Origin of the sequence: Streptomyces sp. NPDC092370 (assembly GCF_044755265.1) — a bacterium.
In the GTDB taxonomy this organism is placed as follows: Bacteria; Actinomycetota; Actinomycetes; order Streptomycetales; family Streptomycetaceae; genus Streptomyces.
Genome location: NZ_JBIVQO010000014.1, coordinates 71,449 through 97,433 on the forward strand (window position 1 = coordinate 71,449; position 25,985 = coordinate 97,433).

Annotated in this window: 28 protein-coding genes and 1 pseudogene; 14 read left to right on the forward strand and 15 right to left on the reverse strand. The window is 71.8% G+C overall.

The genetic code is table 11. The features are described from left to right. Positions 1-53 precede the first annotated feature (53 nt). Positions 54-545, forward strand: a complete 492-nt coding sequence (locus ACIQHQ_RS32215) for an inorganic diphosphatase (RefSeq protein WP_402619121.1) — start codon at positions 54-56, stop codon at positions 543-545. Positions 546-665: 120 nt separating this feature from the next. Then, the gene (locus tag ACIQHQ_RS32220) at positions 666-2,363 is read left to right on the forward strand and encodes a threonine/serine exporter ThrE family protein (protein WP_402618756.1); all 1,698 of its coding nucleotides are present in this window, start codon (positions 666-668) and stop codon (positions 2,361-2,363) included. A gap of 57 nt (positions 2,364-2,420) precedes the next feature. On the opposite strand, the gene ACIQHQ_RS32225 is transcribed toward ACIQHQ_RS32220, so the two are convergent. Continuing rightward, positions 2,421-3,278 (reverse strand): VTT domain-containing protein, encoded by an 858-nt coding sequence (locus ACIQHQ_RS32225; protein WP_402618759.1) that lies wholly within the window; start codon positions 3,276-3,278, stop codon positions 2,421-2,423. Between the two features lie 134 nt (positions 3,279-3,412). Between ACIQHQ_RS32225 and ACIQHQ_RS32230 the strand changes: the two genes are divergently transcribed. After that, positions 3,413-3,778 carry a YbjQ family protein gene (locus ACIQHQ_RS32230; protein ID WP_283967952.1) on the forward strand — a complete coding sequence of 122 codons (366 nt, stop codon included), beginning with the start codon at positions 3,413-3,415 and terminating at the stop codon, positions 3,776-3,778. A gap of 19 nt (positions 3,779-3,797) precedes the next feature. On the opposite strand, the gene ACIQHQ_RS32235 is transcribed toward ACIQHQ_RS32230, so the two are convergent. Continuing rightward, the gene (locus ACIQHQ_RS32235; protein ID WP_402618761.1) at positions 3,798-4,559 is read right to left on the reverse strand and encodes a MerR family transcriptional regulator; all 762 of its coding nucleotides are present in this window, start codon (positions 4,557-4,559) and stop codon (positions 3,798-3,800) included. Between the two features lie 102 nt (positions 4,560-4,661). Here ACIQHQ_RS32235 and ACIQHQ_RS32240 point away from each other — a divergent pair, with 102 nt between their 5' ends. Then, on the forward strand, positions 4,662-5,948 hold the full coding sequence (locus ACIQHQ_RS32240; protein ID WP_402618764.1) for an ion channel protein: 1,287 nt from the start codon (positions 4,662-4,664) through the stop codon (positions 5,946-5,948). 44 nt (positions 5,949-5,992) lie between these two features. Then, on the forward strand, positions 5,993-7,399 hold the full coding sequence (locus ACIQHQ_RS32245; protein WP_402618767.1) for a glutamate decarboxylase: 1,407 nt from the start codon (positions 5,993-5,995) through the stop codon (positions 7,397-7,399). A gap of 16 nt (positions 7,400-7,415) precedes the next feature. Here ACIQHQ_RS32245 and ACIQHQ_RS32250 read toward each other — a convergent pair. From ACIQHQ_RS32250 to ACIQHQ_RS32270, 5 genes and pseudogenes are all read right to left on the reverse strand, one after another. Further along, a pseudogene (locus tag ACIQHQ_RS32250) lies at positions 7,416-7,596 on the reverse strand (ABC transporter permease); the annotation flags it as partial. A gap of 78 nt (positions 7,597-7,674) precedes the next feature. Beyond that, the gene (locus ACIQHQ_RS32255) at positions 7,675-8,316 is read right to left on the reverse strand and encodes a PadR family transcriptional regulator (RefSeq protein ID WP_402618769.1); all 642 of its coding nucleotides are present in this window, start codon (positions 8,314-8,316) and stop codon (positions 7,675-7,677) included. Positions 8,317-8,326: 10 nt separating this feature from the next. After that, a complete protein-coding gene (locus ACIQHQ_RS32260; RefSeq protein WP_402618772.1) occupies positions 8,327-8,878 on the reverse strand; it encodes a DinB family protein in 552 nt (183 codons plus the stop codon). A gap of 104 nt (positions 8,879-8,982) precedes the next feature. Then, positions 8,983-10,446: an aldehyde dehydrogenase family protein gene (locus tag ACIQHQ_RS32265; protein ID WP_402618774.1), complete on the reverse strand. Its 1,464-nt coding sequence runs from the start codon at positions 10,444-10,446 to the stop codon at positions 8,983-8,985. 114 nt (positions 10,447-10,560) lie between these two features. Further along, positions 10,561-11,385, reverse strand: coding sequence for a helix-turn-helix domain-containing protein (locus ACIQHQ_RS32270; protein ID WP_402619124.1), 825 nt, complete (start codon positions 11,383-11,385; stop codon positions 10,561-10,563). A gap of 363 nt (positions 11,386-11,748) precedes the next feature. On the opposite strand from ACIQHQ_RS32270, the gene ACIQHQ_RS32275 reads away from it, so the two are divergent. Beyond that, positions 11,749-12,243, forward strand: a complete 495-nt coding sequence (locus tag ACIQHQ_RS32275; protein ID WP_402618776.1) for an ATP-binding protein — start codon at positions 11,749-11,751, stop codon at positions 12,241-12,243. Between the two features lie 85 nt (positions 12,244-12,328). Here ACIQHQ_RS32275 and ACIQHQ_RS32280 read toward each other — a convergent pair whose 3' ends face one another. After that, entirely contained in the window at positions 12,329-12,568 is a 240-nt protein-coding gene (locus ACIQHQ_RS32280; protein WP_402618778.1) for a DUF397 domain-containing protein, read from the reverse strand. Between the two features lie 709 nt (positions 12,569-13,277). Here ACIQHQ_RS32280 and ACIQHQ_RS32285 point away from each other — a divergent pair. Beyond that, positions 13,278-13,403, forward strand: coding sequence for a hypothetical protein (locus ACIQHQ_RS32285; protein ID WP_402619138.1), 126 nt, complete (start codon positions 13,278-13,280; stop codon positions 13,401-13,403). Positions 13,404-13,582: 179 nt separating this feature from the next. Here ACIQHQ_RS32285 and rpsR read toward each other — a convergent pair whose 3' ends face one another. From rpsR to rpmG, 4 genes are read right to left on the reverse strand one after another with little or no spacing between them, the layout of a single operon-like run. Further along, a complete protein-coding gene (rpsR, locus tag ACIQHQ_RS32290) occupies positions 13,583-13,816 on the reverse strand; it encodes a 30S ribosomal protein S18 (protein ID WP_402618781.1) in 234 nt (77 codons plus the stop codon). Positions 13,817-13,819: 3 nt separating this feature from the next. Beyond that, on the reverse strand, positions 13,820-15,013 hold the full coding sequence (locus tag ACIQHQ_RS32295) for a CobW family GTP-binding protein (RefSeq protein WP_402618784.1): 1,194 nt from the start codon (positions 15,011-15,013) through the stop codon (positions 13,820-13,822). Positions 15,014-15,017: 4 nt separating this feature from the next. Then, complete coding sequence (locus ACIQHQ_RS32300) at positions 15,018-15,266, reverse strand: type B 50S ribosomal protein L31 (RefSeq protein WP_390983467.1); 249 nt, start codon at positions 15,264-15,266, stop codon at positions 15,018-15,020. 2 nt (positions 15,267-15,268) lie between these two features. Beyond that, positions 15,269-15,433 carry a 50S ribosomal protein L33 gene (gene rpmG / locus ACIQHQ_RS32305; protein ID WP_003991959.1) on the reverse strand — a complete coding sequence of 55 codons (165 nt, stop codon included), beginning with the start codon at positions 15,431-15,433 and terminating at the stop codon, positions 15,269-15,271. A gap of 63 nt (positions 15,434-15,496) precedes the next feature. On the opposite strand from rpmG, the gene rpmB reads away from it, so the two are divergent. From rpmB to ACIQHQ_RS32330, 5 genes are all read left to right on the forward strand, one after another. Beyond that, on the forward strand, positions 15,497-15,733 hold the full coding sequence (rpmB, locus tag ACIQHQ_RS32310; RefSeq protein ID WP_402619127.1) for a 50S ribosomal protein L28: 237 nt from the start codon (positions 15,497-15,499) through the stop codon (positions 15,731-15,733). After that, positions 15,733-16,038, forward strand: coding sequence for a 30S ribosomal protein S14 (gene rpsN, locus ACIQHQ_RS32315; protein ID WP_390983461.1), 306 nt, complete (start codon positions 15,733-15,735; stop codon positions 16,036-16,038). The genes rpmB and rpsN overlap by 1 nt, the downstream gene beginning before the upstream one ends. Before the next feature lie 127 nt (positions 16,039-16,165). Next, positions 16,166-16,672, forward strand: a complete 507-nt coding sequence (locus ACIQHQ_RS32320; protein WP_402618788.1) for a hypothetical protein — start codon at positions 16,166-16,168, stop codon at positions 16,670-16,672. Between the two features lie 313 nt (positions 16,673-16,985). Continuing rightward, entirely contained in the window at positions 16,986-17,219 is a 234-nt protein-coding gene (locus ACIQHQ_RS32325; protein WP_402618790.1) for a hypothetical protein, read from the forward strand. Positions 17,220-17,435: 216 nt separating this feature from the next. Next, positions 17,436-17,963 (forward strand): DUF4232 domain-containing protein, encoded by a 528-nt coding sequence (locus tag ACIQHQ_RS32330; protein ID WP_402618792.1) that lies wholly within the window; start codon positions 17,436-17,438, stop codon positions 17,961-17,963. A gap of 22 nt (positions 17,964-17,985) precedes the next feature. On the opposite strand, the gene ACIQHQ_RS32335 is transcribed toward ACIQHQ_RS32330, so the two are convergent. Further along, the gene (locus ACIQHQ_RS32335; RefSeq protein WP_402618794.1) at positions 17,986-19,125 is read right to left on the reverse strand and encodes a DUF2786 domain-containing protein; all 1,140 of its coding nucleotides are present in this window, start codon (positions 19,123-19,125) and stop codon (positions 17,986-17,988) included. Between the two features lie 97 nt (positions 19,126-19,222). On the opposite strand from ACIQHQ_RS32335, the gene ACIQHQ_RS32340 reads away from it, so the two are divergent. Both ACIQHQ_RS32340 and ACIQHQ_RS32345 read left to right on the forward strand, forming a co-directional pair. Next, a complete protein-coding gene (locus ACIQHQ_RS32340) occupies positions 19,223-19,963 on the forward strand; it encodes a Clp protease N-terminal domain-containing protein (protein ID WP_402618796.1) in 741 nt (246 codons plus the stop codon). A gap of 51 nt (positions 19,964-20,014) precedes the next feature. Continuing rightward, positions 20,015-21,721: a bifunctional 3'-5' exonuclease/DNA polymerase gene (locus ACIQHQ_RS32345; RefSeq protein WP_402618799.1), complete on the forward strand. Its 1,707-nt coding sequence runs from the start codon at positions 20,015-20,017 to the stop codon at positions 21,719-21,721. Between the two features lie 21 nt (positions 21,722-21,742). Here ACIQHQ_RS32345 and ACIQHQ_RS32350 read toward each other — a convergent pair whose 3' ends face one another. After that, entirely contained in the window at positions 21,743-24,685 is a 2,943-nt protein-coding gene (locus tag ACIQHQ_RS32350) for a BTAD domain-containing putative transcriptional regulator (protein WP_402618802.1), read from the reverse strand. A 334-nt stretch (positions 24,686-25,019) separates the two neighbouring features. Continuing rightward, complete coding sequence (locus ACIQHQ_RS32355; protein WP_402618805.1) at positions 25,020-25,913, reverse strand: glycosyltransferase family 2 protein; 894 nt, start codon at positions 25,911-25,913, stop codon at positions 25,020-25,022. Positions 25,914-25,985: the final 72 nt, after the last annotated feature.

Below are 25,985 nucleotides of genomic sequence, written 5' to 3' on the forward strand. Positions count from 1 at the left end.
CGTGAGGGACACTTAACCACCAGAACTATGTGTTGATCATGGAGGAGCCACCGGTGGAGTTCGACGTCACGATCGAGATTCCGAAGGGTTCGCGCAACAAGTACGAGGTGGACCACGAGACCGGTCGGATCCGCCTGGACCGTCGCCTCTTCACCTCGACCAGCTACCCGGCCGACTACGGCTTCGTCGAGAACACGCTCGGCGAGGACGGCGACCCGCTGGACGCGCTGGTCATCCTGGACGAGCCGACCTTCCCGGGCTGCCTCATCCAGTGCCGGGCGATCGGCATGTTCCGGATGACGGACGAGGCCGGTGGCGACGACAAGCTGCTGTGCGTGCCCGCGCACGACCCGCGCGTGGAGCACCTGCGGGACATTCACCACGTGTCGGAGTTCGACCGTCTGGAGATCCAGCACTTCTTCGAGGTCTACAAGGACCTGGAGCCCGGCAAGTCGGTCGAGGGCGCCAACTGGGTGGGCCGTACGGACGCCGAGATCGAGATCGAGCGTTCCTACAAGCGTTTCAAGGAGAGCGGCGGTCACTGACCCCCTGCTCCTGATGCTCACGGGCCGCACGCCTGCGCGTGCGGCCCGTTCCTCCGTCTGTGCGCATACTGAGCCTGTGGGGGGTACGAGCCTCCCGTGTCGTACAGGGAGCGCCAGGCAGTGACGGACGCGGAGGACCGCAAGCCGAGGTCGGACGAGGTGCGGAGCGCGTTTCTGGCTCCGGCCGGGACCGGCGTCGACGGTGACATGTCGACGACGTCGGAGTTCGCGATCCCCGAGGGTCTGGCCCTGCACAGAGCGGCCGGTACGGAGTCCGAGGCGACGTCCGAGTTCGCCCTGCCGCAGGGGCTGGACGTCCAGGCGGTGCCCTCGGTGGAGCAGGAGGGGTCGGCGTTCACCCCGCCGAGCACCTACAGCGCGAAGCACCCCCCGACGGCTTTCACCCCGCCGAGCGGGATCCCCGTGGTCAGTCTGACCAAGGACGTGCCCTGGCAGGACCGGATGCGCACCATGCTGCGCATGCCGGTGGCGGAGCGGCCGGCACCGGAGGCGATCCAGCGCGGCAGCGACGAGAGCGGGCCCGCGGTGCCGCGCGTGCTCGACCTGACGTTGCGTATCGGCGAGTTGCTGCTGGCGGGCGGTGAGGGCGCCGAGGACGTGGAGGCGGCGATGTTCGCCGTCTGCCGGTCGTACGGCCTGGACCGCTGCGAGCCCAACGTCACCTTCACGCTGCTGGCGATCTCGTACCAGCCGTCCCTCGTCGACGACCCGATCACGGCGTCCCGGACCGTGCGCCGCCGGGGCACCGACTACACGCGGCTGGCGGCCGTGTACCAGCTGGTGGACGATCTCAGCGACCACGAGACCGCGGTCTCCCTGGAGGAGGCCTACCGGCGGCTGGCGGAGATCCGCCGCAACCGGCACCCGTACCCCGGCTGGGCGCTCACCGGTGCGAGCGGGCTGCTGGCCGGTGCGGCCTCGGTGCTCGTGGGCGGTGACCTGATCGTGTTCGTCGCGGCGGCGCTGGGCGCGATGCTCGGTGACCGGCTCGCGTGGTTGTGCGCGGGGCGGGGGCTGCCGGAGTTCTACCAGTTCACGGTGGCCGCGATGCCGCCGGCCGCGATCGGGGTCGCGCTGACGCTGGGCCACGTGGACGTGAAGGCGTCCGCGGTCATCACCGGTGGGCTGTTCGCGCTGCTGCCCGGGCGGGCGCTGGTTGCGGGTGTGCAGGACGGGCTGACGGGCTTCTACATCACCGCGTCCGCGCGGCTGCTGGAGGTCCTGTACTTCTTCGTGGGCATCGTCGCGGGTGTGCTGCTGATCCTGTACTTCGGCGTGCAGCTGGGAGCGCGGCTCAACCCCGACCAGGCGCTCGGGGCCTCCGACGACCCGGTGATGATGATCGGGGCGTCGATGCTGCTGTCCCTGGCGTTCGCGGTGCTGCTCCAGCAGGAACGATCCACCGTGGTGTGGGTGACGCTGAACGGCGGTGTCGCGTGGGTCGTGTACGGCGCCATGCACTACGTGGGGGGCATCTCGCCGGTGGCGTCCACGGCGGCGGCCGCGGGGCTGGTGGGGCTGTTCGGGCAGTTGCTGTCCCGGTACCAGTTCGCCTCCGCCCTGCCTTACACGACGGCGGCGATCGGGCCCCTGCTGCCGGGTTCGGCGACGTACTTCGGGCTGCTGGCGATCGCCCAGAACGAGATCGACGAAGGGCTGGTGTCGCTGTCGAAGGCGGTGGCGCTCGCCATGGCCATCGCCATCGGGGTGAACCTCGGGTCGGAGATCTCCCGGATGTTCCTGCGCATCGGGTCCGCGGAGAAGCGGCGGGCCGCCAAGCGGACCAGGGGTTTCTAGCCGTCGGCGGCCGTGGGCCGTGGGAGGTGAAGCGGTTCAGTAGCCGTTGTTGTACGGCTACTGGTGGCCGCCGCCCTGCTGCTGGTGGCCGCCGCCCTGCTGCTGGTGGCCGTAGCCCGGGGCCTGCGGGTACTGGCTGTAGTACTGCTGGTCGTCGTAGCCGTTCTGGTGGCCGTACGGCTGCTGCGGCTGGTGGTGGGACGGCTGGTCCTGCGGGGTGATGCGGCGGAGCTGGGTCGTGGCGTCGTCCATCACGGGGGGCTGCTGCCGCCCCGCGGGCGCCTGGGCCGCCTCGCGCTTCTTCTTCGAGCGGTCCCGCAGGTACTCGATGATGATCGGCACGACGGAGAGCACGACGATCAGGATGAGGATCGACTCGACGTTCTTCTTGATGAAGGCGATCTGGCCGAGCCAGTAACCCGCGAGGGTGACACCGGTGCCCCAGGCGATGCCGCCGATGACGTTGTACGTGAGGAACGTGCGGTACTGCATGCGGCCGGCGCCGGCCACGATGGGCGCGAAGGTGCGCACGATGGGCACGAAGCGGGCCAGGACGATCGCCTTGGGGCCGTACTTCTCCATGAACTCGTGGGCCTTGTCCAGGTTCTCCTGCTTGAAGAGCTTGGAGTTGGGACGGTTGAAGAGCTTCGGGCCCAGGAACTTGCCGATCATGTAGCCCACTTGGTCGCCGATGACGGCGGCGAGCACGATCAGCGTGCAGACCAGCCACAGCGGCTGGGTGATGTAGGTGCCCTCGGCCACGAAGAGGCCGGCTGTGAACAGCAGGGAGTCGCCGGGCAGGAAGGCGAAGAGTCCGGATTCGGCGAAGACGATGAGCAGGATGCCGGGCAGGCTGAACGTCGAGATCAGGTAGTCCGGGCTGAGCCACTCGGGGCCGAGCGCAAGCGTGGTCACGGGTTGTGGCTCCTGCTGCTGTGGGGGTACGGGTGGGACTGGCTGCCTCAAAGTATCAACGCAGCCGTCATGGCCCAGGTTCCATGGGCGTACTCAGGATGCACTGTGCGTGGTCCCGGGCAAAGCTGTGCACCATGGGCATCGATGAATACGGCGGCGGACAGGGCCCGGAGCCCGACGTCCTCGTCGTCACCACGAACGACATTCCCGGCTACCACGTGCGCGAGGTGATCGGCGAGGTCTTCGGCCTGACCGTGCGCTCCCGGCACCTGGGGAGCCAGATCGGCGCCGGGTTGAAGTCGATGGTCGGCGGCGAACTGCGCGGGCTCACCAAGACGCTCGTACAGACCCGCAACCAGGCCATGGAGCGGCTCGTCGAACAGGCACGCGCGCGGGGCGCCAACGGCGTGCTCGCCTTCCGCTTCGACGTGACGGAGGCGGCGGACGTGGGCACTGAGGTGTGCGCGTACGGCACGGCGGTGGTCCTGACCCGGGAGTGAGACACCCCCGGGCCGGGGATCAGGAGGTGTGCCGCGCGGCGTTCGCGGCGATCGCGTCCTTCAGGTGCTCGGCGAGGCCCGGGCGCAGCGCGTCGTAGAACGCCTTGAAGCGCTCGTCCGAGACGTACATCTCGCCGAGGCAGCGGTGGAGTTCGTGGGAGCACTCGTAGAACCACGTGCAGATGTGCTGCCGGTGCTCCTCCGCCAGGGCCATGGCCGCCTCGCCGGTGGGCGGCTCGTCCGCCGACATCAGGGCGCCGTAACGCTCACCCCAGTCGGCGGCCTCGGCCTGGATGCGCTTCCAGTCCTCCTTGGTGTAGCTCGCGGTGCGGCGCTGCGACTCGGCGTACTCGTCCGTGTCGCCCCAGCGCTCCTCCACCTCGTCTGCGTACTGCTCCGGGTCCTTGCCCCCGAAGACCTCGAACTTCTCCTCGGGCGTGAGGTTGAGTCCCACTTTGCGTGCCTCCATGGCGTGCTCCACGGCCGCCGCCATCTTGCGCAGCTTCTCGATCCGGGCGGTCAGCAGCTCGTGCTGCCGGCGCAGGTGCGCGCGCGGATCCGCGTCCGGGTCGTCCAGCAGGGCGGCGACCTCGTCGAGCGGGAAGCCGAGCTCCCGGTAGAACAGGATCTGCTGCAGCCGGTCGAGGTCGGCGTCGTTGTAGCGCCGGTGACCCGCACGGCTGCGCTCGCTCGGGAGAAGCAGGCCGATGTCGTCGTAGTGGTGCAGTGTGCGCACCGTGACGCCGGCGAAGCCCGCGACCTGTCCCACGGAGTAGCTCACTTCCGCTCCCTTCTTCTTCCGTGCTCCACGGTCGGGCCTCACGCCACGTGAGGTGCAAGCGTGTTCCCCGTTTGTCCCCTTTATGCCGTTTAGGGTGTGCGCGTGGTCCAGGATCCCGCGCAGCAGGCGCCCTCCGTCACCCCCGCGACTCCCGCCCGCGCCCTGGTGCCGACGATCCTGCCCGCTCTGGCCGTGGGGATCCTGTCGAGCCTGGTCCTGGTGGGGGTGGAGGTCGCCGCGGGGGAACTCCAGCACGTGCTCTGGGGGCCGCTGCCGGACGCGCTGGGCATCGGCCGCTACTCCGTGGCGTGGATGTTCGTCATGCTCTTCGCCACGGGGGTCGCGGTCGGGCTGGTGGTGTGGAAGGCGCCGGGGCACGCCGGTCCGGATCCGGCGACCGTCGGACTGGACGCCCCTGTGCTGCCGCCCGTGGTGCTGCCGGGACTGCTGCTGGTGACCGCGCTGATGCTGGCCGGCGGGCCCAGCCTCGGCCCGGAGAATCCCCTCATCACCGTGAACGTCGCCCTGGCGGCCTGGCTGGGCGCCCGGCTCGTGCCGCGGGCGCCGGGCCGGGTCTGGCCGGCGCTCGCCGAGGCGGCGACGATCGGCGCCCTGTTCGGCACGCCGGTCGCGGCGGCCCTGGTGATCTCAGAGGCGCTGGCCGTGCGGGAGACCCGCGGGCTGCTGTGGGACAACGTCTTCGCGCCGCTGACCGCCGGCACGGCCGGTGCCCTCACCGCCACCCTCATCGACCATCCGAGCTTCGACCTGGACCTGCCCTCCTTCGGCCGGCCCGGCTGGGGCGACCTGCTGTCCGCGATCCTGGTCGCCTCGGTGGGCGCCCTGCTCGGCATGGCCATCGTGCGGGCCTTCCCGTACGTACACGCGGTCTTCCGCCGGCTGCGCCACCCGATGCTGATGCTCCCGGCGGGCGGCCTCGTGCTGGGCGCCCTCGCGGCCCTGGGCGGTCATCTGACCCTGTTCAAGGGACTGGACGAGATCGCCGAGCTCGCGCGGGACCCGGGCAGCCGGTCGGCCGGGGAGTACGCCCTGCTGACGGTCGTGAAGCTGGCCGCGCTGCTGGTCGCGGCGTCCTGCGGCTTCCGGGGCGGGCGCATCTTCCCGGCGGTGTTCGTCGGCACCGCCCTCGGTCTGGGCGCCCACGCCCTGGTGTCCGCGGTGCACCCTTCGATCGGGGTCTCCGCCGCCGTGCTCGGAGTGCTGCTGGCCATCACCCGGCAGGGCTGGGTGAGCCTGTTCGTCGCCGCGGTCCTGGTCGACTCGCCGGGGATCATCGCCGTGCTCTGCATCGCCTCACTGCCGGCCTGGCTGCTGGTGACGGGCCGGCCGCAGATGCAGCTGCGCGACGACGGCACCTCCGTCCGCTGAAGCCCTCTCCTCCCCCCTTCCCCCTTCAACTCCTGGAGGCATTCATGCCGTTCACCGAAGGCTCCCCCCGGCCCGGCGACCGCCGCCTGTCCGTCAACCCCTTCTACGGCCCCGCCAACCCGCTCGGCGACATGGCCGAGGCCCCGCCCACGCACCGGCTTCCGGACCAGCCCATGGCCCCGGCGACCGCCCACCAGCTGGTGCGCGACGAGCTGATGCTCGACGGCAACGCGCGGCTGAACCTCGCCACCTTCGTCACCACCTGGATGGAGCCGGAGGCGGGAGTGCTGATGGCGGAGTGCCGGGACAAGAACATGATCGACAAGGACGAGTACCCGCGCACCGCCGAACTGGAGCGGCGCTGCGTGGCGATGCTCGCCGACCTGTGGCACGCGCCCGACCCGGCGAGTGCCGTGGGATGCTCGACGACCGGGTCGAGCGAGGCGTGCATGCTCGCCGGGATGGCGCTCAAGCGGCGCTGGACCACGCGCAACGCCGACCGCTACCCCGGGGCCCGGCCCAACCTGGTGATGGGCGTGAACGTGCAGGTGTGCTGGGAGAAGTTCTGCAACTTCTGGGAGGTCGAGGCCCGGCTGGTGCCCATGGAGGGCGAGCGCTTCCACCTGGACCCGCAGGCCGCCGCCGAGCTCTGCGACGAGAACACCATCGGGGTCGTCGGGATCCTGGGCTCCACCTTCGACGGCTCCTACGAGCCGATCGCCGAGCTCTGCGCGGCGCTGGACGCTGTGCAGGAGCGCACCGGGCTCGACATCCCCGTACATGTCGACGGGGCATCAGGCGCCATGGTCGCGCCGTTCCTCGACGAGGACCTGGTGTGGGACTTCCGGCTGCCGAGGGTGGCGTCGATCAACACCTCGGGGCACAAGTACGGGCTGGTCTACCCGGGCGTCGGCTGGGCGCTGTGGCGGGACGCGGAGGCCCTGCCGGAGGAGCTGGTGTTCCGGGTGAACTACCTGGGCGGCGACATGCCGACGTTCGCGCTCAACTTCTCCCGGCCGGGCGCGCAGGTCGTGGCCCAGTACTACACGTTCCTGCGGCTGGGCAGGCAGGGCTACCGGGCCGTCCAGCAGGCCGCGCGGGACGTGGCCACGGAGCTGGCCCGACGAGTCGAGGCGCTCGGCGACTTCCGGCTGCTCACCCGGGGCGACCAGTTGCCGGTGTTCGCCTTCACGACGGCGCCGGACGTCACGGCGTACGACGTCTTCGACGTCTCCCGGCGGCTGCGCGAGAGCGGCTGGCTGGTGCCCGCGTACACCTTCCCGGAGAACCGGGAGGACCTGTCCGTGCTGCGGGTGGTGTGCCGCAACGGCTTCTCGGCCGACCTCGCGGAGCTGCTCGCGCAGGACCTGGAGCGACTCCTGCCCGACCTGCGCCGGCAGCCGCGCCCGCTGACCGAGGACAAGGGTGCGGCGACCAGCTTCCACCACTAGGGGGTGTCCGCGGGCTTCAGCGGCTCAGGCGGCCGAACCGGCGTACGGCCGGCGGGAAGAACACCGCGAGCAGGGCCGGGGGCCAGACGACCGCCTCCACGCGTGCCCGGGCTCCGTGCCGGGCACGCCGAACAGTCCCGTACGGCCGTGGCGGTGTGGGACATCGGGTTCCACTCGACGACCGTGCCCGGCCGGCCGGCGATCGCCGACCGCATCCGGTCGTCGACGCCTTGACCACACGCTCGGAGGCAACCCCGTCCGAGCTATTCGTCGTATCAGTGGGCGTCCCCGGGATGCGGCTCCCCCGTCGCGTACGGGTTCTCCTCGCCCGGGGCCAGGACCCCGACGAACGGATCGCCCTCGTCGGCGAAGGTGTAGGCGCCGCCCTCGATGCGCTCGACGAGACCGCGGGTCCACTCGGCCTCCGAGTCGGCCGTGTGGACCCACATGTTCATGATCTCGCCGATGTGCCCGAGCTGCTCGGGACCCCCGTCGGGCACGTAGTGCTCCAGGACGGAGGCCCGCCACTGCTCGATCCTGAGGGTCCGCTCCTTCAGCAGCGCGACCGCCTCGGCCCGCGGCAGGTCGACGACGAAGCCGACGGCGGCCGTCTTCACGTCCCCGCGCTGGTCGTAGGTGACCAACGCGTCCCGCAGCAGCCGGAAGTACTCCTCGGTGCCCGGCCCGGTGATCTCGTACTCCGTGCGCGGCGGGCCGCCGGCCGTGGAAGGGGCGATCTCGTGCGCGTGCAGCAGCCCCTGCTTCGCCATCTGCTTCAGGGCGTGGTAGATCGAGCCGGGCTTGGCGCTGGACCACTCGTGCGCGCCCCAGTACTCCAGGTCGTTGCGCACCTGGTAGCCGTGGGCCCGCCCGTGCATACGAACCGCGCCGAGCACGAGGAGACGGATCGCTGACATGCGGCCAAGTTTATGACCCGGCCATCGCCTGCTGCTCCTCGGCCACCAGCTCAAAAGCGGTCCTGCCGTCCAGGGACTCGCGGACGATGTCGGCGTGACCGGCGTGCCGGGCCGTCTCGCGGATGAGGTGGAGACACAGCCAGCGATGGGAGACCCGGCCGTCCGGCGGGAACCAGGGCTGGGCCGGCAGCGCGAACGTGTCGTCGAGGCTCGGGACCGAGTGGATGTACGCCTCCGTCTCGGCGGCGACCTTCTCCCAGTAGGCCAGTTGCGACGCGACGGTCTCGCCCTCGACCAGCCGGAAGCACTCGTGCCAGTTGCTCTGGTCCCGCACGACGGCCGGCGGCTCGCCCTTGGCCAGGGAGATCCACATCTGCTCGACCTCGGCGACGTGTTTGACCAGCCCGGCGAGGGACAGCTCGCTGGCACTGGGAGTGCTCGCGGCCTGCTCGTCGGTCAGCCCCAGCACCGCCCGCCGGATACCGCCGCGCTGCTCCTCGATGAAGGAGAGCAGCGCCCCGCGCTCGTCGCCGTGTGCCTCAGCCGGAACGTGAGTGACCATGACCGCCGCCTTTCAACAGGCCCGGGGGCCTCCCCCTGACACCGACCACGCTACGGACCCTTGCGGTCAGGTTCTGTCCGCAAGGGACCGGGCGCCGGAAGGCTCTAGAAGGGGAACCCGCTGCGGCCGTGCTGCACCGAGATCCACTTGGTCGTGGTGAAGGAATCCAGCATCGTGTCGCCGTTGAGCCGGCCGATGCCCGAGTGCTTCTCGCCGCCGAACGGGACGATCGGCTCGTCGTGGACCGTGCCGTCGTTCACGTGGAACATGCCCGTGTCGATCCGCTTGGCGAAGGCGACCCCGCGCTCGATGTTCCCGGTGTGCACGGCGCCACTCAGCCCGTACGGGGTGTCGTTGACGAGACGTACGGCCTCCTCCTCGCCGTCGAACGGGACGAGGAACGCGACCGGCCCGAAGACCTCCTGCCTGAGCAGCGCCGAGTCGGCCGGGACTCCGGTCAGCACGGACGGCTCGACGAGGTTGTCGGTCCGCCCGCCGCGCACCAGGGCCGTGGCACCCTCGGCGAGGGCCTGCTCGACCACACCGGAGACGGCGTCGGCCTGCGAGGAGTTGATGACCGGGCCGATGACGGTCTCCGGGTCGCGCGGGTCGCCCGCCTTGAGGGTCCTCACCTTGGCGACGAACTTCTCGGTGAACTCGTCCGCGACCGCACGGTCCACGAGGATCCGGTTGGCGGCCATGCACACCTGGCCCTGATGGACGTACCGGCTGAAGACGGCCGCGTCGACCGCGTAGTCGACATCGGCGTCGTCGAGGACCACCAGCGCGCTGTTGCCGCCCAGTTCGAGGACCGAGCGCTTGAACAGCCGGGCGCAGACCGTCGCCACGTGCCGGCCGACCTGGTCGGAGCCGGTGAAGGAGATGACCTTGGGGACCGGGTGCTCGATGAACGCGTCGCCGATCTCCGCGATGTCGGTGATGACGACGTTCAGCAGACCGCCGGGCAGCCCCGCGTCCTCGAAGAGCTTCGCGACCAGGGAGCCCCCGACGATGGGCGTGTTCTGGTGCGGCTTGAGCACCACGGCGTTGCCGAGCGCGAGCGCCGGAGCGACGGACTTGATCGACAGCAGGAACGGGAAGTTGAAGGGGCTGATCACGCCCACGACACCGACCGGCACGCGGTAGACGCGGTTCTCCTTGCCGTCCACCGGCGAGGGGATGATCCGGCCCTCGGGGGCCAGCGCCAGATGGACCGCCTCGCGCAGGAACTCCTTGGCGAGGTGCAGCTCGAAGGCGGCCTTCAGGCGGGTTCCCCCGAGCTCGGCGATGATGGCCTCGGAGATCTCGGCCTCGCGCTCCTCGATCAGGCGCAGCGCCTTCTCGAAGACCGCCCGGCGGGCGTAGGGGTTGGTCGCGGCCCACTGCTTCTGGGCACGGGCGGCGGCCCGGTACGCCTGATCGACCTCGTCGGCCGTGGCTATCGTGATCGACGCGAGCTTCTCGTCGTCGTACGGGTTGAAGTCGATGATGTCCCAGGAACCGGTACCCGGGCGCCACTCACCGTCGATGTACTGCTGTGCAAGGCCGGTGAAGCAGGACGACGACAATGTGATCCCTCGATCCCTAAGCAGACCCCTGATCGCGCCTCACGATCTGATCACACGTCATCGTACTTGCGTTTGAGGCGAGTTGGCGGGGTCCTTCGGGACAGGAGGGGCCCTTCAGGAGAGCTGGAGGAGCCCTCGCAGGAGGTCCCGGCTCTCCGAGGGTCCCGGGCTCTCGCTCTGGAGCTCCTTGAGGGCCTTCTCGTACTGGGCGACGTCCTCGGCCTTGTCCAGGTACAGCGCGCTGGTGAGCTGCTCCAGGTAGACGACGTCCGACAGGTCCGACTCCGGGAAGCTGAGGATCGTGAACGCGCCACTTTCGCCGGAGTGGCCACCGAGGCTGAACGGCACCACCTGGAGCCGTACGTTGGGCCGCTCGGAGATGTCGATGAGGTGCTGGAGCTGGCCGCGCATCACCTCGCGGTCGCCGTACGGGCGGCGCAGGGCGGCCTCGTCCAGGATGATGTGGAAGTCGGGCGCGCGCTCGTCCACGAGGTGCTTCTGGCGCTCCAGACGCAGCGCCACGCGGCGCTCGACGTCGGCCTCGCTCGCCCCCTGCATGCCCCGCCGGACCACCGCGTGGGCGTACGCCTCGGTCTGCAGCAGTCCGTGCACGAACTGCACCTCGTAGGCCCGGATCGACGACGCGGCGCCCTCCAGGCCGACGTAGGTCGGGAACCAGCTGGGCAGCACGTCCGAGTAACTGTGCCACCACCCCGCGACGTTGGCCTCTTTCGCCAGGGACAGCAGGGAGGCGCGCTCCTGCTCGTCCGTGATGCCGTACAGGGTCAGCAGGTCCTCGACGTCTCTGGTCTTGAAGCTCACCCGGCCCAACTCCATCCGGCTGATCTTCGACTCGGAGGCGCGGATCGAGTAGCCCGCCGCCTCGCGCGTGATGCCCCGAGCCTCACGCAGTCGCCTGAGTTGTGATCCGAGCAGCATGCGCCGCACCACCGATCCCGGCTCTCCCGCGCTCACGTTCGCCAGCCTCCCCAACGTCTTCAACGGCCGCAGTCTGCCACTAAAACACTCCGAGCAGTACTCGTCCGGTTACGGAAACGGAATCAAGTCGGTCGACGCTCGCGCGCGGAGCGAGAAGAAGGCAAGCGAACGGCCAAAGAGAGACGCGGAGATGACGGAAAAATTGACCAACAAGCGGTACGGGACGTCGCATTCCGGTCACGTGCACGTGCATCTGCCCTTGCATCTGCTGTACGCATCCGAAACCATGGTGCCGCACCACCGCCGCATCGCACCGACCGCGAATTCCCGGGAGTGCCTCGCATGGGGACGAATGGATCGACCATGCTCGAGCCGTTACGGCAGGGCCTTCCACCACTGGACCCCGCGGCCGTGTCGGACGCCGCCTCCTGCGCTCTGCCCGCCCGCTACGAAGCGGTGCGCGAGGCGCGGCGGTTCACCCGCAGAACCCTCGACCAGTGGGACATGGGCGACCGGTTCGACGACGTCTGCCTGGTGGTCTCGGAACTCGTCACCAACGCCCTGCGGCACGGCCTGCCGGCGAACAACGCGTGTCTCAACGGGCGGGAACCTCCCGTGCGGCTGCACCTGATGCGCTGGGCCGAGCGGCTGGTGTGCGCGGTGCGTGACCCCAGTCACGACAGCCCGGTCGCCCGGGAGACCGACGACTTCTCGGCCGAGTCGGGCCGCGGACTGTTCCTCGTCGACTCCTTCAGCGACAGCTGGGGCTGGCACCCGCTGGCGGGCGCGCTCGACGGCAAGCTGGTCTGGGCGCTGTTCCGGCTGCCCCGGGCCGATTCACGGTCGAACGGGGAATGAGAAACCGCGGCGCTTCATCGCGCCGCGGTTCTACGCGCGTCACTGCGCAGTGGCCATCGAGTCCGCCCCGCCGGAGTCAGGGCGGTCATCCCACCAGGTGGTCGAACTCGCCGTCCTTCACACCCAGGAGCATCGCCTCGATCTCCGCACGGGTGTAGACCAGTGCGGGACCGTCGGGAAAGCGGGAGTTGCGGACAGCCACCTCCCCGCCCGGCAGCCGGGCGAACTCCACGCACGACCCCTGCGAGTTGCTGTGCCGGCTCTTCTGCCAGGCCACACCGTGCAGCCCGGCGGCCGCCATACCGTTGTACACGTCATGGTCCACAGGTCGCTCCCCGATGGTGCACTGGCTGGTGTGGCCATTGATGCAGTGGTCAACTGACCCGGATCATAGCCCTGTTCACGTGCAGGTGCATGGGCAGATGCACGTGCACGTGGGGTGGTCCTGCGGTTACAGCTTTGACGACCGCTTTACCGAAGTCCTTGACTGTTTGACGGCTCGACCCCGCCTCTCGTTCCCGAAGGCCCGCGACGGAGTCGGTGGGTTCGGCGGAGGTCCCGTGGAGGCGGAGCATCCGCTCGGCGGCCGGACGCGGGGCCGCGCGGGGTCCCCCACCGGAGAAGCGGGAGCTGGGGCGCGGGCCCGGAAAGAGCCGTTCGGTCGGCCGAACCGCATCCGGAAGACGGCCGCGGCCTGCGAAGACGGGGAGAAATGGGCCAGTCGCAGGAGGGCGGGGTCCTCTGCGCGTCGGGTGCGGTGCTCAGCACACCGCCGGACACGCACCCGGCTCCCGTCCCCGCCCGACCACGCGGCACGCCTCCCGGCTCACCCCGGCGGACGACCTCCGTGAGGCCGCTCCGACCGGCCGAGCTCCCGGTCCGGCCACCCGCCACACGCTCCGTCGCCGACCGGCCGGCGTCCATGTCCGGCCCCGTCGCCGCATGGCCCGGAGACCCCCCAGCCGTCAAGCGTGGGGAACCTCACCTGGGCCGGACGGTCTCAGGGGGGCGGCGGGGCGGCAGGGTGCTCGCCCATGACTGACAGCTGCGACCGGTTGCTGGCCGAACCCGGCGACACCCTCAGCGTGCCCGGCACCGCCCGCGAGCTGACCGTCGTGGGCCTCGCCGACAGCGCCGAGCCGCGCTACCGGCCCGGCTGACCGGGACCCCGGCGCGCACTCGCCGGTCGCCACGGCCGACGCGGACCCCGGCATAGACCGACAGCCGACGCGGACCCCCGCGCAGACCGACAGCCGACGCGGCGTCCGGCCGGACGCATGCATGCACAGGAGACCCCCCGGCCGTCAGGCGTGGGGTGCCTCACCGGGGCCGGGCGGGCTCAGCGGGTGGTGTAGGGCAGCAGGGCCATCTCGCGTGCGTTCTTGATGGCCTTGGCCAGTTGCCGCTGCTGCTGGGACGACACCCGGGTGACGCGGCGGCTGCGGATCTTGCCGCGGTCGGAGATGAACTTCCGCAGCAGCTCGGTGTCCTTGTAGTCGATGTAGGTGATCCCGGCCTGATCCAGGGGATTGGGCCGGTCCTTGACGGGTTTGCGGTCGGGCTTGCGCGGCATGGGTCAGACCTCCAGGAGGGTGTCGAAGGCGTGCGGCAGTCGCTGCCAGGCATCGCGCCCGGCGGCGTACTCGGCATCGGTGAGCAGGCAGGACTCCAGCAGCCGCTCCAGGCCGTCCCGGTCGAGGCCGGGCGAGGTGAAGACGAGGTGCTGGCCGCGGTCACCGTGCTCGGGGTGCCAGTCCAGTGCGGCGGCGGCGCGGCGCACCGGCGGGACCATCTCCCAGGCCGCGTCCGGCAGGGAGGCCAGCCACGGGCCCGCGCTCTCCACGCACAGGGCCCCGCCCGCCGCGTCCCAGTGGAACAGCGTGTCGGGCTTGTCGGCGAGCCAGAACCGGCCGCGGCTGCGGGCGGCCGCGCAGGTCAGGTCCTCCAGTGCGGCGTAGAGCCGCTCCGGATGGAACGGGCGGCGCCGGCTCCAGACCAGGGTGGAGACGCCGTGCGCGTCGGCCTCGGCGGGCAGCAGGGCGCAGGCCGGGTGCTGGGCGGCGGCGGCCGCCTCGACGTCGAAGCCGGCCAGGGCGGCCTGGGCCAGGGACGAGAGCGGGCGCCGGCGTGGGGTCGGCACCGTCAGACCGTCGTCGGAGGGGCCCGCGGGTGCCTCTTGCCCGATCGGGGCCTGGCGGGCCGTCGGATGCAGTTGCGCGAGCAGCTCGCGGTCCTCGTCGTCGGCCTCCGGGGAATCGGCGACCGCGAGGACGGGGGCGTACTCCAGTTGGCGTGCGAAGGTGTCGGCGACCGTGCGCTGGTCGGTCGCGGCGGCGGCGAGACCACCGTCGGCCAGGTCGTCGCCGTTGCCGAGGTACGGCAGGACCAGGGCCGGGTCGACGGCGGTGATCACGCCGCTGACGGTGAGCCCGCCGGCCGTGACGACCTCGGCCATGGCCTTGGGCTCGACGGAGTCCCACAGCTCGACGACCGCGAGCCGGGTGGCTCCGGCGTCCCGCAGCCGCTCCAGCTCCGGCACCAGGTCCTCGCGCAGGGCGCAGCACGCGCAGTCGTTGACGAGCGGCGCCTCCCCCGCGTCGAGGAGTCCGGAGGCGTCCCTGACGGTCCGTACGACCGTGCCCGCGGCGGCCGTCGACAGGTCGTGGTGGAGGACCACACTGCCGGGCACGTCGGCGAGCAGCCGCGCGACGGCCGCCCTGCGGGCGTCGGCGTGCAGCCCGCCGACGATCACGACGGGAAGCTCGGGCACCGGGTCAGCCCTTCTTTCCGTACCGGCGCTCGAAGCGCTCCACGCGGCCGGCGGTGTCCAGGACGCGGGCCGTGCCGGTGTAGAAGGGGTGGCTGACGTCGGAGATCTCGACGTCCACGACCGGGTAGGTCCGGCCGTCCTCCCACTCGATCGTCTTCTCGCTCGTCATGGTCGAGCGGGTGAGGAAGGCGTAGTTCGCGGCACGGTCGCGGAAGACGACGGGACCGTACTCCGGGTGGATTCCCTGGCGCATGGTCAGCGCTCCTCTCGGAAGTCGACGTGGCGGCCGGCGACGGGATCGAACTTGCGCAGGGTCAGTCGGTCCGGGTCGTTGCGGCGATTCTTGCGGGTCACGTAGGTGAAGCCGGTCCCGGCGGTGGACCGGAGCTTGATGACCGGCCGGAGTTCGTTGCGTGCCATGCCGCTATGATACTGAAAATGAAATCCATTTCCATCACTTGGCCAGAGAGGTACGTCACCACCATGTCCGCGCACTGCATGCTGACCGGCACCCGGCCCGGCTTCGGCAACCGCATCTCGCACTCCCACCGGCGCACGTCGCGCCGGTTCGACCCCAACATCCAGTCCAAGCGCTACTGGCTGCCGAGCGAGGGCCGTTACGTCCGGCTCCGGCTGAGCGCCAGGGGGATCAAAACCGTCGACACGATCGGGGTCGAGGCGGCCGTCGCCCGGATCCGCGCCCGGGGAGTGAGGGTCTGATGGCCAAGAAGAGCAAGATCGCGAAGAACGACCGGCGGCAGGAGATCGTCGCGCGTTACGCCGCCCGGCGGGCCGAACTCAAGGAGATCATCCGGCGGCCCTCGTCGACGGAGGCCGACCGGCTCGCCGCGCAGGCGGAGTTGCGCAGGCAGCCGCGCGACGCGAGTGCCACGCGCGTGCGCAACCGCGACCAGGTGGACGGCCGGCCGCGCGGCTACTTCCGGGCGTTCGGGCTGTCCCGGGTGAGTCTGAGGGAGCAGGCGCACGCGGGGTATCTGCCCGGCGTGCGCAAGTCGTCCTGGTAGGAGGCGTTCCCGAAAGCTCTTGACGTGCCCTGGTAGCTTGCTGCGATCGTTCCGGCCAGGAGGCCGGCCGGTGCCGTCAGAACCGGCCGGCCGGCCGGCTACAGCTTGGGGGCTTGCAGTGTCATCGGTGATCTTCTCGCGCCGCTCCGGCGCCGTGCGTGTCGCGGCGGCCGTCGCCGGGCTGGCGGGCGCGCTCGCGCTGACCGCGTGCAGCAGCGGCGACGACTCGGGCGGCGACTCGGCCTCCAGCCCGGCCCCGTCCCTGTCGGCGTCCGCCGGACCGGTCGGCGGCTCGGGCGACACCGGCTCCGGTGGGCCGGCCGGCGAGCTGGAGGGCAGCTGGCTCGCGACGACCGGGGGCAAGGCCGTGGCGCTGGTGATCACCGGCAAGCAGGCCGCGCTGTTCGCCACCGGCGGGAGCGTGTGCAGCGGCACGGCGGGTGAGGAGTCCGGGATGCGGATGATCCGCCTGAAGTGCACGGACGGTTCCAAGGACCGGGCGTCCGGCACGGTCGGCTCCGTGAACGGGAGCAGCCTGAAGGTCACCTGGGAGGGCGGCCTCGGCGCGGAGACGTACACGAAGGCGGAGGGCGGCAAACTCCCCACTGGCCTGCCGACGGCGAGCCTCGGCTGACACCTGACCTCATACGGACGGGCCGCGACCGCCTGCGGGCACTGCGGCCCGTCCGGTGTTGGAGGAGGATTGGCGGGGCCTGGCGGTCGGCGGGGCGACACGGTCCGGGCGGTGGCCCGGCGGCCAGTCGCTCGCCGAGCCCGGCGGGGCGCGCTTCCGCCTGGTGCCGGGCGGCCACCGGGGACGCGTGACCGCCCGGCGTCCGGTGTCCGGGGCAACCGGCAGCGTGCCGGGAAACCGGCCAGGCAGCACCGGCTCAAGGCCGAGGGCATAGGTTCGTGTGGTCGAGGCAGGCCGAGCCGTAGGGGTGTGCATGAGTGGGAGCCAGGTCACGATCGAGCTCACGAGTGACGAGGCGCTGGTGCTGTCGCACTGGCTGGAGAAGCTCCAGATGACGGATCTCAGCGAGGTCGTCGACGATCCGGCGGTCTGGGCGCCGATTCACAGGATCGCCGGAACGCTCGACAAGACGCTTCCTGAGCTGTTCGCTTCCGACTATGACGAGCGGCTTGAGGCGGCTCGGCAGAGGCTTCGGCCGGAGGACTGATGGAGCGGTCCGGACCGCTCAGCCGACCGCGGCGGGCCGGGGTTTCACAGACGGCTCCGTCGCGGAGCCACGCAAAGGAAAACGGGTGGGGCGTGCGCGGTGTCCGCTCGTCCGGCGTTCGGGGGAATCGTAGGGGGTGCGTGCCCCTGCGGCAGGCGCGTGCGTGATGATCCAGGGGCCCGAAGCCGCTTTCGCTCGACACGCCCAGAGGACCCCATGCGCACCTACCCCCTCACCCTGGCCGCCGCCCTCGCCGCGACGGTCCTGCTGACCGGCTGCAGCGACGACAAGGCCGGTGGCGACGACGTCAAGAACGCGGACCGGCCGAGCGACTCGGCCTGCGCGATCGGCGACATGGGCGTGGAGGTGGGCGCCGGTGCCGCCCCGGCCGCCGGCGACACCGGCACCGTCACCGTCACGCTCACCAACAAGGACGCTCAGTGCACGCTGAAGGGCTTCCCCGGCGTGGACCTGTGGTTCGAGGGCGGCACGACGTCCGTCTCCCCCGACGAGGGCGCGAAGGCACAGTCGCTGACCCTCGTGAAGGGCGGCACCACGTCCTTCACGATCACCTACGTCCGGGGCGAGGCGGGCTCCGCGGAGAGCCTCGACGTGCACAAGGCGTCCTTCACGCTGCCCGGCGACACCAGGACGGCGCACGAGCTGGAGTGGACGTACGGCGAGGTCGCCCGGACGGATGGAACGGAGGCCTCGGTGAGCGGCTTCGAGACCTCGGGCGACTGACGGGAGATCGGCGCGGAGGGGATCAGCGCAGCGGCGGCCGGTGCCGGACCTGGGCCCGGTCCGCCGCCTGCGCGCCCTCCGTCCAGCCCGCCGCGTCGCTCGCCCCGCGCAGCCGGGTCGTGGTCGTCTGCGGGAACATCCGGTCCAGCCGCCCGGTGACCGCCACCTCGCGGGAGGCGAGGACCGGGAGCAGGTCGTCGGTCACCTCGGTCTCCGCGGCCGCTGTCAGGCGGGTGCCGATGCGGTGGGCATAGGCCGCGAGGAAGGACTGCCGGAACGTCTTGGTGCGCTTGCGGCCGCCCGCCCTCCCCCGAGCTCTCGGCTGCGCTCGGGCAGGGGGCGCCCCCAGCGCGGTCTCCGCCTTGGTCATCGCGGCTGTGGCCTGCACGAGGAGTGAGGTGTAGAGGAGTTCGACCGCCTCCAGGTCGGTTTCGAAGCCGACGACGGTCGAGAAGCCGAGGGGCTCGTTCCACACCGTCCGGCAGTGGTTGGCACGGGCGACGGCGTCCAGCAGCACCGCCTTGGCCTGCTCGTACGGCGGCTCGACGCCGATCCGGCAGGCCCCGGGCGTGTCCGGCGAGGGCGCCCGCGCCGCGAGCAGCGCCTCGTCGACACTGTGCCGGGCCATCAGCTCCTGTGCCTTGGCACTGAGCGCCTCGGCCTCCTGCGGGAAGCCGGTCGCCTCCGCCTTGGCGAGCAGCGCGCGGATGCGGGTGAGCATGCGGGACTCGGTGCGCGCCTCCCCGGTGGCCTCGTCGAGCGCCTCCAGCGTCGGCAGCCGCAGCAGCAGGCGGTACAGCTCCAGCACGGCCGTGGCGTGCGAGAAGCGGTCGGTGCGGGGCGGGGCGTCGGCGGGAAGGTCCGCGAGCTGCGCGTTCCAGCGGCGGCCCCGGGGGCCGTCGGCGGGTGCCTGTGCGCGTATCAGCGCTGCGGCGAGGAGCACGTGCACGTCGTCCAGCTCGCGCCGGACGATCCGTACGACGTCCGCCGGCTGCCAGCCGCGACGCCAGGCCGCCTCCACGAACTCCTCTCCGCGCAGGGCGAGTTCGGCGTCCGCCGCCGGGTCGGAGGCGAGCAGGGACGCGCCGGTGTCGAGGGCCGTCTCGCCGGTCGCGTAGAGGGCCGCCGCGAAGGCGCGGTCGACGGTGCTGGACGTACTCACGGGCCGATGGTGCCACGCCGTCGGGGAAGGGCCGGCACCCCCGGCAGGTGTCAACCCAAGGTTGACACCGAGGGGGGGCGCAACCTACGGTTGACACATGACGAACCCCGACACCACGTCATCCGTCCGCCTCGACGACCTGATCGCGGCCATCAAGAAGGTGCACGAGGAACCGCTGGACCAGCTCCAGGACGCGGTGATCGCCGCCGACCACCTGGGCGACGTGGCCGACCACCTGATCGGCCACTTCGTCGACCAGGCCCGTCGGTCCGGCGCGTCCTGGACCGACATCGGCAAGAGCATGGGCGTCACCCGGCAGGCCGCTCAGAAGCGGTTCGTGCCGAAGGAGTCGGCCGACCTCGATCCCAGCCAGGGCTTCAGCCGCTACACCGTGCGCGCGCGGAACGTGGTCATGACCGCCCACAACGAGTCCAAGGCCGCGCGCAACGCTGAGGGCGTGCCCGAGCACCTCGTCCTCGGACTGCTGGCGGAGCCCGAGGGCCTCGCCGCGAAGGCGATCGTCGATCAGGGCGTCTCCCTCGACGCGGTGCGCGAGGCGGCGACGGCGGCTCTCCCGCCCGCCGTCGACGAGGTCCCGGAGCTGGTGCCGTACGGCCAGGCCGCCAAGAAGGTCCTGGAGCTCACCTTCCGCGAGGCCCTGCGCCTGGGCCACAACTACATCGGCACCGAACACATCCTCCTCGCCCTGCTGGAGCACGAGAACGGCGAGGGCGTCCTCAGCGGCCTCGGCGTCGACAAGGAGCGGACCGAGCGGTACGTCGCGGCGGTGCTGGAGAAGATCGTGCAGGCGCAGAAGCAGGTGCTGGAGGAGTCCTGACGGGGCCTGCGCCGGCAGGGCGTTGTCAGACCCCCCTGGCACACTCGCGGCATGGCCGACCGGTGGGCGCTCGCTCCGGCCGAGGACGGCGGCGTGGACATCGCCCCCCTCGGCCCGGACGGGCTGCCCTCCGGCCCGGTGCGGCGGGAGGCGGATCCCGCCGAGGCCGTCCGGAGCCGTCCCGGCGTCTCACGCTGGGTGTGGCGGTCCACCGCCGAGGTCTACCCGCGCCTGCTCGCCGCGGGGGTGCGAGCCGAGCGGTGCTACGACATCGAGGCCGCCGAGACCCTCCTCCTCGGCCACGAGGGGCGGTACGGGGAACCACGCTCGGCCGCGGCCGCCCTGGCCCGGCTGCGCGGCGGCCCCGTACCACCCGATCCGCTGCAGCGGTCCGCCGAGCCCGGCTCCCAGTCCTCCCTGTTCGAACCCCAGGGTCTCCACCTGTCCCTGCCGGACCTCCTCGCGGTCTACGCCGAGCAGCAGCGGCGGCACGAGAGCGCCGAGCACCCCGACCGCATGCGGCTGCTGACGGCCGCCGAGTCGGCGGGCATGCTGGTGGCCGCCGAGATGAACCGCTCCGGGCTGCCCTGGAGCGCCGAGGTGCACCGCGCGCTGCTGCACGACCTGCTGGGCGAGCGGTACGCGGGCGGCGGTGAGCCACGCCGGCTGGCCGAGCTGGCCGACGAGGTGTCCGCCGCGTTCGGCAGACGGGTCCGGCCCGACCTGCCCGCCGACGTGGTCAAGGCCTTTGCCCAGGCCGGTGTCAAGGTCTCCTCGACCCGCCGCTGGGAGCTCGAGTCGGTCGACCACCCTGCCGTGAAGCCCTTGATCGAGTACAAGAAGCTGTACCGCATCTGGGTCGCCCACGGCTGGTCCTGGCTCCAGGACTGGGTCCGCGAGGGCCGCTTCCGACCCGAGTTCCTCGCGGGTGGCACGGTGACGGGGCGCTGGGTCACCAACGGCGGGGGCGGCCTCCAGATCCCCAAGGTGATCCGGCGGGCGGTGGTCGCCGACCCCGGCTGGCGGCTCGTCGTCGCCGACGCCGACCAGATGGAACCGCGCGTCCTCGCGGCGATCTCCCGCGACCCGGGCCTGATGGAGGTGGCCGGCCGGGAGAGCGACCTGTACCAGTCCGTCTCCGACCGCGCCTTCTCCGGTGACCGCGCCCAGGCCAAACTCGCCGTGCTCGGCGCGGTCTACGGCCAGACCTCCGGCGACGGCCTGAAGAACCTCGCCGCACTCAGACGCCGCTTCCCCCAAGCGGTCGCCTACGTCGACGATGCGGCCCGGGCCGGTGAGGAGGGCCGGCTCGTGCGGACCTGGCTCGGCCGGACCTGCCCGCCCGCGGCCCGGGGGACGGACGACGCGACCGAGGAAGCCGGCATCCCCTCCGACTCCGTCGCCCCCGAGGACGGCGGCCAGCCCGGCACCGGCGCCGCGTGGGTGCCCGGTTACGCCTCCACCAACGCCCGCGCCCGCGGTCGCTTCGCCCGCAACTTCGTCGTCCAGGGCAGCGCCGCCGACTGGGCGCTGCTGCTGCTCGCCGCGCTGCGCAAGAGCTGCGCGGGCATGGCGGCCGAACTGGTCTTCTTCCAGCACGACGAGGTGATCGTGCACTGCCCCGAGGAGGAGACGGAGGCGGTCGTCGCGGCGATCCGCGAGGCGGCGGCCCTGGCCGGGCGGCTGACCTTCGGTGAGACGCCGGTCAGGTTCCCGTTCACCACGGCGGTGGTGGAGTGCTACGCGGACGCCAAGTGATCAGACGAGGGATCAGAGGGATCAGACGAGGGAAGCCAGCAGCTCCCGCAGTTCGGTGACCACCGCCCGTTCGTCCGTCCCCTCCAGCGCCGCGAGAGCCGAGCACCACTCCTCGCGTGCCTGGCCGAGGTGCCCGCGCTCGCGCAGCAGCAGTCCGTGCTGGTGGCGGGCGAGAGCGCCGGTGTAGTGGTCGGCGCGGGCCTCGGCCCGTCGGAGCAGCTCGGCGCACTCGCGGGCGGCCCGGCGGCTGCGGCCCAGCAGCCGCAGAGCGCGAACCAGGCCGAGCCGGGTCCGGGACTCGCCGTGCCAGTCGCCGTGGCCGCCGAGGAGGCGCAGGCTCTCCTCGAAGTGCGGGAGCGCGGCGGCCGGTTCCCCGAGCCGCAGATGCGCGTACCCGATGTTGCAGTGCGCGCCGTGCCGCACGATGACGGCGCCGATCTCGTCCCCGAGGGCGAGCGAACGCCGGTGCCGCTCGATCGCGGCCCGCGGATCGGTGTGCTCGATGAGGTTGCCGAGGTGGCTGTGGGTGACGGCCTCGCCGTACGGGTCGTTCAGCCGGCGTGCGTACTCCAGGCTCCGCGTCAGCGCCTCGCCCGCCTCGACGCGCCGGCCGAGCCCGCCCAGCAGCAGGCCCCGGTTGTTGAGGCAGCGGCGGATCCGGGAGGGGTGGTCCAGCCGGCGCCAGATGGCGAGCGCGAGGTCGTTGAGGGCGAGGGCCTCGTTTCGCCGACCGGTGAGGAAGTGCAGTCCGGCGAGGTCGACCAGCGCGTACGCCTCCGCCGCAGCGTCACCGAGCCGTCGCGCCACACGGAGGCCGGCCTGCCCGAGCACCTCCATCTCGGCGACGCGGCCTCGTCTATGCGCGTAGGGGGCGATCAGCCGGACGAGCGTGCAGACCAGGCCCGCCCGCCGCGCGCAGGGGTCGTCCGCGTACCGCTGGACCAGGGTGACGACGTTCTCCAGCTCCCTGTCACCCCAGGCGAAGGCCTCCTCGGGGGCGGCGAAGGGGGCGACGGTGCCGAGGTGGGCGGCGTGGCCGCCCGGCCGGCTCGCGGTGGGGCGACGGCGGTCGTCCTGGTCGGGGCCGGGCTCGACGATGGCGACGAGGACGCGCTCGGCGACGGCGGCGTACCAGTGCAGTGCCGTGTCGGCGGTGTCGTCGGTGTCCCGTTCTCCGGTCAGTTCGCGGGCGAAGTCGCGCACCAGGTCGTGCGGTGCCCAGTGGCCGTACGTGGTCTCCTCCAGCAGGGCCACGTCGAGGAGGCGGTCCAGAGCGGCCTCGGTGCGGGGTTCGCCGATACCGGTGAGGCGGGCGAGCAGAGGGGCGCCGTACGCGGGCAGGTCGAGCGCGCCGATGCGGCGCAGGGTGCGGGCCGCGTCCCGGTCGGCCTCGCGCTCGGAGGCGGAGAGCGCGTCGTAGGCGACGGCCAGGGAGCGCCGAACGCTCAGGTCGTCGTAGTCCAGGTGGTGCAACCGTCCGTCGGCGGCGGCCAGTTGCCCGGCGAGGACGTCGGGGGTCAGGGCCCGGCGGGCGGCGAGCCGCGCGGCGACGACGCGCAGGGCCAGCGGGAGACGGCCGGTGAGTTGGACGAGGAGGCGGGCGGCGTCCGTGCCGTCCAGCCCGTCGCGGCCCGAGGCGGCGCGCAAAAGCTCGGCGCTTTCCTCGTCCGACAGCGGGACGAGCGGGAACCGGGCCGCGCCGTCGAGGGCGGTCAGCGGCGAACGGCTGGTGACGATCACCCCGCATCCGGGGCCACCCGGCAGCAGCGGCCGTACCTGTGCGGCGCTCGCGGCGTCGTCCAGCACCAGCAGCGTCCGGGTCGGCGCGAGCAGCGAGCGCAGCAACGCGGAGGCCGCATCCACCTGTTCCGGGATGCGGCAGGGTTCGGTGCCGAGGTCGCGCAGCAGGGCGGTGAGCGCCTGACCGGGGGCGAGGGGGGTCATGCCCGGGGTGGCGCCGTGCAGGTCGAGGTGGAGCTGCCCGTCAGGGAAACGTTTCGCCAGCCGATGGGCGACATGCAGCGCGAGCGCGCTCTTGCCGACACCGGCCATACCGCTGATGACGACGGTGGGGTGCGGATCGGGTGCCGTGAGAACGCGGCACAGGGAAGCGCGCACGGCGGTGCGTCCGACGAAGTGAAGCGGCGGTGGAGGCAGTTGGGCGGGCGAAGGTCCCGGTTCACACGGCTGCGCCGCACCGCCCTCCCCCACAGCTCCCCGCAGCACTTCCACATGCGCCTCCCGCACCCCCGGCCCGGGCTCGACGCCGAGCTGGCCGACGAGGCGGGTGCGCAGGTCGCGGTGGACGGCCAGGGCCTCGGCCTGCCGGCCGGTGCGGTACAGGGCGAGCATCAGATGCCGGTGGAACACCTCCCGAAGCGGATACTCCCCGGTCAACGCGACGAGCTCCGGCACCAGTTCGTGCACCCGTGGTCCACCCAGTGCCAACTCGGCGTCGTAGCGCCACTCCAGAAGCAGCAGCCGGGCCTCGCACAGCCGCTGCGCGAAGGCGTACCCGCCCACCTCGGACGGCACTCCGGCCAGCGGCGCGCCCCGCCACAACTCGAGCGCGGCCTCGCACTCGCGCACGACCCGCTCCCAGTCCCGGCCGGTGTGCGCGGTACGCGCCGCGGTGAGGTGGGCGTCGAAGACGTGGACGTCGAGCTCACCCTCCTCGAGCCGCAGTACGTACCCGGACGGCACGGTGCGCAACCGCTCGGGATCGTCGAGCAGCCGCCGCACCCGGGCGATGTGATTGTGCAGCGAGGCCTGGGCGGAAACGGGCGGTGCCCCGCCCCACAGGGCGTCCTTGAGTACGTCGACGGAGACGACCCGCCCGGCGTCGAGGAGCAACGCGGCCAGCAGGACACGGGACTTGGGGCTCGCGACGACCCGGGCTTCACCACGTCCGCCGCCCCGGACGTCGTAGATCAGCGCCGGCGGCCCCAGCAGCCCGAACCGCATACCCCCGTGCCCCCCGCCTTGACGCGTTTCCACCCCCGGGCGGCGGATTCCCGCCACCTCGACCTTGATCTGCTCCACCGGGATCGGCTGCCGTCCCGGCCCTCCCGGAATCCGGTTCGGCGGCTTCAGGCCAATCGGCGGACGACGCAACGGCGAACCGTGGGCCACATGTTAGCGATCGGTTGGCAAAGCCTGATGTGATCACTACATCGGATCTGGCCCCGGCGGTACGCGCGTCTGGACGCGCAACTCGGGGGAGTGTCGCCGCCGCGGCCGGGTCCGGGTCCCGGTCGGCGGAGGTGAACGGCCGGGGCCTCTCACTCTCTCCGGCACGTCAGATGACGGGCGGCCGCCCCAGCCGGGTGAGCCGCCACACCGTCCGCCACCGCATGGGCCGCCGCTCCCCCGCCGGCTCCCGTACGCCTTCCACGAATCCGCCGCACCACGCACGCAGCCCGGCGCCCGACCGGTTCCGGGCCAGGGTGAGCAGCACCCACACACCCAGATGGACCGGGACGAGCGGGAGCGGAAGCCGGCGACGGGCCAGCCAGACCCGGTTGCGGGCGTTCACCCGGTAGTAGATGGCGTGCCGGGCGGGCGAGGTCTTCGGATGCCGCAGCAGCAGCTCCGGCGCGTACAGGATCCGCCACCCGGCGTCCACCGCGCGCCACGCGAGGTCGGTCTCCTCGTGCGCGAAGAAGAACTCGGCGGGCCAGTCGCCGATCTCGTCGAGCATCGCCATGCGCAGTGCGTGCCCGCCGCCGAGGAAGCCGGTGACGTAACCACCCCGGCCCGGCTCCGCGTTGCCGATCCGCGGCACGTGCCGCTGCTGCGTCTCACCGAGCTCGTCGACGATACGGAAGCCGACGATGCCGAGCCGCTCGTCGGCGGCGTAGAGGTCGCGTACCCGGCGCAGCACATCGGGGTCGACGAGCAGACCGTCGTCGTCCAGGTCCACCACGACGTCGATGTCGCCGAACTCCCGCAGCCGCGCCAGGGCCACGTTGCGCCCGCCGGGGCAGCCGACGTTCTCGTCGAGCTCGACGGCGGTGACCTCGCCGGGCAGCGACAGCCGCCGGGCGAAGTCGGGCAGCGGGCAGCCGTTGCCGACGATGACGATCCGCTCGGGCGGCACATCCTGCTTGGCCACGGACTCCAGCAGGGCGTCGACCTCTTCGGGCCGGTTGCCCATCGTCACCACGGCGACGGCGATCCTGGGTGCCCCCATGTCCTCACCTCATCCGGTCGGCAGCTGACGGGTCGACGGGCGATGTTAGCCGTTCACGGCGAGGACGACTCG